Source organism: Microcystis sp. M49636_WE2 (assembly GCF_030065375.1).
Taxonomy (GTDB): Bacteria; Cyanobacteriota; Cyanobacteriia; order Cyanobacteriales; family Microcystaceae; genus Microcystis; species Microcystis aeruginosa_C.
This window is the reverse complement of the sequence record NZ_JASJFG010000587.1, coordinates 1-6,840: the sequence shown is the minus strand read 5'-3', so window position 1 is coordinate 6,840 and position 6,840 is coordinate 1. Positions and strand designations below refer to the sequence as shown.

The 6,840-nt window shown below is 44.1% G+C and carries 4 protein-coding genes; 3 read left to right on the top strand and 1 reads right to left on the bottom strand.

The window, feature by feature from the left end; all coding sequences use genetic code 11:
* Nucleotides 1-916: GAF domain-containing protein (locus PX484_RS13525; RefSeq protein ID WP_288104243.1), on the bottom strand; the 916-nt coding region annotated here is incomplete at its 3' end.
* Nucleotides 917-1,318: 402 nt separating this feature from the next.
* On the opposite strand from PX484_RS13525, the gene cobN reads away from it, so the two are divergent.
* The 3 genes from cobN to PX484_RS13510 form a co-directional block, all read left to right on the top strand.
* Nucleotides 1,319-4,936, top strand: a complete 3,618-nt coding sequence (cobN, locus tag PX484_RS13520) for a cobaltochelatase subunit CobN (RefSeq protein WP_287766253.1) — start codon at nt 1,319-1,321, stop codon at nt 4,934-4,936.
* Nucleotides 4,937-5,010: 74 nt separating this feature from the next.
* The gene (locus PX484_RS13515; RefSeq protein ID WP_002802738.1) at nt 5,011-6,300 is read left to right on the top strand and encodes an AAA family ATPase; all 1,290 of its coding nucleotides are present in this window, start codon (nt 5,011-5,013) and stop codon (nt 6,298-6,300) included.
* 4 nt (nt 6,301-6,304) lie between these two features.
* A partial coding sequence (locus PX484_RS13510) for a hypothetical protein (RefSeq protein WP_288104240.1) occupies nt 6,305-6,840 on the top strand: 536 nt, incomplete at its 3' end.

The following is a 6,840-nucleotide window of genomic DNA, read 5'->3' as shown; positions in this document are numbered from 1 at the left end:
GGCGTTTTTCTCCACATTGATGGGCAATTAATAAACCCCACAATTCTTCTTGTACCACCATCGGGGCGATTAATTTTGATCGCACTTGGTGTTGTCGCAAAAATTCGGACAAACAGAAGGAAGAAGAATAGTTAACATCCACATCATCCACGGCCAGAATTAATCCTTGACGATACTTTTCCTTGTATTGGGGAATATAGGAAAAACAATCGTCTTCGGGGGTTAAATTTAACACGGAATTTATCTGGTCAGAAACGCGCGACTCGGAAGTTATTTTTCCCTTTCCCTCGCCGGTACCGGGGAAAAATTGATAAATTAACAATCGGTCCACTTGCAAAAATTCCCGCGCTTCCCTGACCACGGTTTCCAGAATCACCGGTAACTCCAGACTCTGACGCATCTGGGTGATGACTTGGTTTAATAATCTTTCCTGTTGGATTTGTTGGGATAGGGCAGCTTCTACCGGTTGACAAACGGAGAAGATGCGGGGACAACCCCCCTCTGCAGACGGAGAAGAAATTATCGAGAGAATTTTGACTAAAATTTTATTTTGAAAACTGCTGACATTATTGGATAGAGGCAGATTTAAAATTTGATAACCCTGCTGAATTTTTGGGTGGTGGAGAGACTTGACGGACAGTCCTTGCAGAAAGTTTTTAATCGTGTTCGCTTCAAAACTAATGCGGACTTCGTACTCAAAGTTATGTGCTTGGGGACTGGCTAACAATAAAACTTGTAGGTCGGTGGAAAGCAAGAGTTGATAGATTTCCCCCGTCTTTAGGGGCAGCTCTCTTTCACTGAGACTAATCCTCGGCGCTGTCACCTGTATTGCCAACTGTCCCCACCAAGAACGAATTTGTTGGAGGTGAGTAGATGACAACACTTGACAGCAAACATAAGCGGGAGAAGCATTCATTTATCATTTATCAGTTATCAGTTATCAGTCATCAGTCATCAGTCATCAGTTACCAGTTACCAGTTATCAGTTATCAGTTATCAGGAGGCAGGAGGCAGGAGGCAGGAGGCAGGAGGCAGGAGATAGGGTGGTGGGGTGTTGGGGTTTTAGGGTTTTAGTTGAAATTCCCCCACTTCCCCACTTCCCTACACCCCAGTCATCAGTAAGGTGTTGGGGTTTTAGGGTGTTGGGGTTTTAGTGAAGATTTTGCTTAATCCCTATCCCCTATTCCCTAATCCCTATTCCCTGTTCTTTAAATTGCCGCAGACAGATATAATCATCTCTATCTACCTAAGAATGATCCCTCGATCGAGACCCTGATTCTCAAAACCTAATCATTATTTAACCTGACTCTCAAAACTTATGCACCGAATTGCTCCCCAAGCGGGTGGTTGGACAGCAGATACCGAAGGGGTGATTATTATTGACCAAAATCCGGCCCCGATTGTTCTCCTCACCATGGCTGATACCGATATTCAAACTCTAGCGGCAGCTATCGACCATCTACCGGATAATTTTCCCGCAATTCGCGCCCTGAATTTATCGCAGTTACAGCAGCAATACAGTATCGATAACTATGGGGACAAGGTACTATCCCAAGCAAGAGTGATTATTCTTCGCTTATTGGGGGGACGGGGGAGTTGGTCCTACGGGTTGGAAGTAGTTAAGGAAATTGTCGAGGAAACTGGTGCGACTTTATTTGTCCTCCCAGGAGAGGATAAACCGGATTTAGAGTTGATGAGTCATTCCAATGCTTCCCTGACTACTGTTAACCAGTTATGGTGCTATTTCACGGAAGCAGGGATAGATAACTGGATTAATGCTGCTAAATTTATCGCGCATACCTGTCTCCATCTCGACTATCCTCCCTCTCCTCCTGGGGTTGTCCCTAGGTTGGGAATCTATTCCCAGACAACCCTATCCCAACCCCAAGCACGGACTTGGATACTTTTCTATCGTTCCCATTATCTCGCGGGTAACACCAAAGCTATCGATGCTTTAATCAGCGCTTTCACCCAAAGAAACATTGAAACTGTCCCTATCTTTCTCTCCTCTCTCCGGGAAATTGAAGTGCAAGAGGAACTATTAACCCTCTTTTCCCACCATCCCCCAGACCTAATTCTCGACACCACTAGCTTCTCTATCCAACGACCGGAAGACAAACAAAATCATCACTTCTGGCAGTCTCTCAATAAACCCATCTTCCAAGTTATCCTCAGCAGCAGCAGTTTAGAAGCTTATCAACAGGGTTATCAAGGTCTTTCCCCCCGGGATGTGGCCATGAATATCGCTTTACCGGAAATGGATGGCAAAATTATCACCCGCGCTATTTCCTTTAAATCTGTCCTCACCCGACATCCCAAACTAGAAACGGAAATAGTTATCTATCAACCCCTCCCCCACCGGGTTGATTTTGTCGCTGATTTAACCGCAAACTATTGTCAACTCTCCTCCCTTCCCAACTCCCAGAAAAAAATTGCTCTCATTTTCCCCAACTATCCCAATAAGGATGGTCGTATCGCTAACGGAGTCGGTTTAGATACTCCCGCTAGTGGTTTGGAAATTCTTCGCGCACTACAAACCCAAGGTTATACCCTCACCGACCTCCCCGACCATAGTGATGAATTAATGCGATTGCTTATTTCCGGTATCACTAATGACCTGGAGACAAGGGAATTAAAACCTATCTATCAATCTCTCTCCCTAGAAGCATATCTAGATTATTTCTCCTCCCTTCCCCCCGATAATCAAAGCGCTCTGCTTGACCGTTGGGGACATCCGGACGAGGATTTTCCTATCCCGGGCCTCCAGTTAGGTAATGTCTTTATCGGTATTCAACCTTCTCGCGGTTATGACCTTGACCCGACTCTTAATTATCATTCCCCCGACCTGGAACCTACCCACAGCTATCTCGCTTTTTACCATTGGTTACGACAGGAATTCCAAGTCACTGCTGTGATTAATCTCGGTAAACACGGCAATTTAGAATGGCTACCCGGGAAGAGTCTCGCTCTTTCTCCCCATTGTTATCCCGAAATTGCTTTCTCGTCGCTGCCGAATTTTTATCCTTTTATTGTCAATGACCCCGGAGAAGGGTCCAGCGCTAAAAGACGTTCCCAAGCTGTTATCATCGACCATCTCACCCCCCCGATGACGCGAGCGGAATTGTATGGGGATTGGGAAAAGTTAGAGTCTCTCATCGATGAATATTATCAGGCAGAATCTCTTGATCCTTCTCGTTTAGCTCTGATTCGCGAGCGGATTAACGACCTGGTGGCGAAAACTAATCTCGATCGAGAGCTAGGCACGATTAGCGCCTCCTTTGGTCAATTTCTCACCCTCGTGGATGGTTATCTCTGTGAACTCAAGGAAGCACAAATCCGCGACGGTTTACATATCTTCGGTCAATGTCCCCAGGGTCAGCAGTTAATTGATTTAATCCAATCGATTGCCCGTTCTCCCAGTCCCGACCGCCCCGGTTTAACCCGTTCCCTTGCCCTTGACCTCCATCTCGACTGCGACCCCCTGACGGAATATAACGATACTACTACTTATCTGGAAGGTCTCGCTCAGGATTTAATTAGCCAGAAAATTGAACCTCTAGGCGAAAATACGGCAAAAGAATTAGTTTGGCTAGAAAATCAGTTAATTCCTGCTTTAAAACAAACCCCCGATGAACTTATCTATCTCTTAAAAGGTCTCGCTGGCCAATACGTCCCCAGTGGTGCTTCCGGCGCTCCCACCCGCGGCCGTCCCGATGTTCTCCCCACTGGCAGAAATTTCTATTCTGTCGATACCCGCGCAATCCCCACAGAAACCGCGTGGGAAGTGGGAAGAAAGGCCGCAGAGGCACTAATTGAACGTTATACCCAAGAAAATGGTGAATATCCCCGCACTTTGGCGATTTCTATCTGGGGAACTTCGACGATGAGAAATAGTGGCGAAGATGTGGCCGAAGCCATGGCTTTACTGGGAATTCGTCCCCTTTGGGATGGTTTTTTCCGTCGGGTGGTCGGGTTTGAAATCCTTACCCCGTCTAGCTTAGGCCGTCCTCGTATTGATGTGACTGTTCGGGTATCGGGCTTTTTTAGGGACAGTTTCCCCAGCATACTACATCTTCTTAATTCTTGCATAAATGCGGTAGCTTGTCAAGAGGAAGAAGAAAAAATTAATCCTTTAGCGGCGAAAGTGAAGACAGAGAGGGAGTTTTGGCTAAGTCAGGGCTTAGGAGAAAAAGAGGCGAAACTGAGAGCTACTGCCAGAATCTTTGGCTGCAAACCTGGTGCTTACGGGGCCGGTTTACAGGGGTTAATCGAGTCACAAAACTGGCAAAATGATCAAGACTTAGCTAATGCTTATATTAACTGGAGTTGTTATGCCTATGATAGCCAAGGAACTGCCCATTCTTTACCGGAAGTATTGAGAAATAGACTGCAAGAATTAGAGATAGTGCTGCACAATCAGGACAATCGGGAACACGATATTTTCGACTCCGATGACTACTATCAATTTCAAGGCGGCTTAACTGCCAGTGTCCGGGCATTAACCGGCAAAAATCCCGTCACCTATTTTGGTGATCATTCCCGTCCGGAAAATCCCCGCATCAGAACCCTAGAGGAAGAAATTCGCCGCGTTTACCGTTCGCGAGTAGTAAACCCCAAATGGATAGCGGGAGTGATGCGACACGGCTATAAAGGTGCTTTCGAGATGGCTGCGACCGTAGATTATATTTTTGCCTACTCTGCCACTACTCACCTAGTGGAGGATTTTATTTATCAGGGGGTAGCCGAAGCTTATTTATTTGACCACAAGGTACAACAATTTATTCAGGAGAAAAACCCCTGGGCATTGCGAGATATGGCCGAAAGATTATTAGAGGCTCAACAACGGGGATTATGGACGCAGGTGGACCAGAAAACTTTAGATCAATTGAGAGCAATTGTCCATGAGGCCGAAGGAGCGATCGAATCGGGTCAGTAATTGATAACTGGTCTAGAATCAATCTATCAAGAAATTGCTCAAATTACTTTAGTAATGAGAAACGGGACTAAATAATGGCCGGAATTGAGGGATTGAGGATTAAAAATTATCGAGCGCTCAAGGATATAACCCTGGGCAAGTTATGGAATACTCAAAATCGAGATTCTCTGACACCGATGACGGCCGTTATCGGCAAAAATGGTGTGGGAAAAAGCACACTTTTTGATGCGTTCGGTTTTTTATCTGATTGTCTTAAAGGAGGAGTAGAAGAAGCTTGTGATGCGCGAGGTCGGGGTGGGTTTGAGCGTCTTCGTTCCCAGGGTCAGGAAGGAAGCATTGAATTTCAGATTTATTACAAAGAAGATTACAATTCCCGACCAATTACCTATGAATTAGCTATTGATCTAGATACGGATAATAGACCTTATGTAAAAAAAGAAAGACTCAGACAGAGAAGAAAATGTCAAAAGACCGGATGGCCTTTTTCATTTTTAATCCTCGATGAAGGGAAAGGAATCGTCTGGAAAGGAGAAGAAGAAGGGAAACAAGTAGAAGAAGGTCAAGACCATTTTGATTTACTTAAGTTAATAGAAAAAATTCAACGAGAAGCTGATGAGGAAAGCAAGGAAACCGAGTTAGTGGAACTGAATGATAAGCGCAAACTAGGAATTGCTACGTTAGGTTCTCTCAAACAGCATCCGAGAATTTCCCTATTTCGGAGATTTATTGAGGGATGGTATCTCAGCTATTTTACTCCCGATGCGGCCAGAAGTTTGCCCCTAGCCGGACCCCAGAAACATCTGAATATCCATGGAGATAATCTCGGTAATGTGGTGCAGTTTATGGAAAGAGAGCATTCCAAGAAATTTCAGAATATACTTAATAGTATTTCTCATAAGATACCGGGTATAGAAAAAATTAGCACCGAAAAAAGTCCCGATAATCGACTATTATTAAAATTTAATGATCGGGGATTCCAAGACCCATTTTATGTACAGCAAATGTCCGATGGTACTTTAAAAGTATTCGCCTATCTCTTACTGTTAGAAGACCCTTCTCCACCGCCATTTATCTGTATTGAAGAGCCAGAAAACGGCTTATACCATAAACTATTAGAAACCTTGGCTCAAGAATTTAGAAAACACGCCACAGGACAGAGAGGACGTTCTCAAATTTTTATCACCACTCATCAACCTTATTTTGTTGATGCTCTCCAGCCAGAAGAAGTTTGGATTCTGGAAAAGGGTGATGATGGTTTTTCTCGGATTAAACGGGCTAGTGACAATCCTTTAATTAAGAATCTCGTCTCAGAAGGATTGCCCCTTGGTAGTCTTTGGTATAGTGATTACTTAGATGAGAGATAAGGTCATGTACTTTGAAATTTTGGTTGAGGATTTGTCGGGAAAAAAAGCACTTGATATTCTAATTCCTAAGATTATTGACATGAATGCAGGTCATACATTTAGGGTTCATTCCTATAAAGGCAGTGGTCATATTCCCAGAGACTTACAGTCTGTTTCCGATCCTAGTAAACGGATTCTTCTTGAGCGACTACCTAAACTGATTCAAGGATATGATAAAACTTTTTCTAGTTACCCTGATAATTATGCTGCTGTGCTGATTGTGGTTTGCGATCTGGATAATCGATGTTTTCGGGAATTTCGACAGGAATTAAGCAATTGTCTGGAAAAATCTGCTATCCAATCCCAAATTTACTTCTGTATTGCTATTGAAGAAGGAGAAGCTTGGTATTTAGGTGATATTAATGCCATAAAAATTGCTTATCCCCAGGCCAAAAGTGCTATCTTGGATTCCTATATTAATGATAGTATCTGTGGTACTTGGGAAAAACTGGCAGATGCTATATACAGAGGTGGAGCGAAACAATTATCTAAGTTAGGTGG

Excerpts from the sequence above, each read along its gene's own strand:
- cobN (WP_287766253.1), top strand. The coding sequence starts at position 1,319 with ATGCACCGAATTGCTCCCCAAGCGGGTGGTTGGACAGCAGATACCGAA.
- PX484_RS13515 (WP_002802738.1), top strand. The coding sequence starts at position 5,011 with ATGGCCGGAATTGAGGGATTGAGGATTAAAAATTATCGAGCGCTCAAG.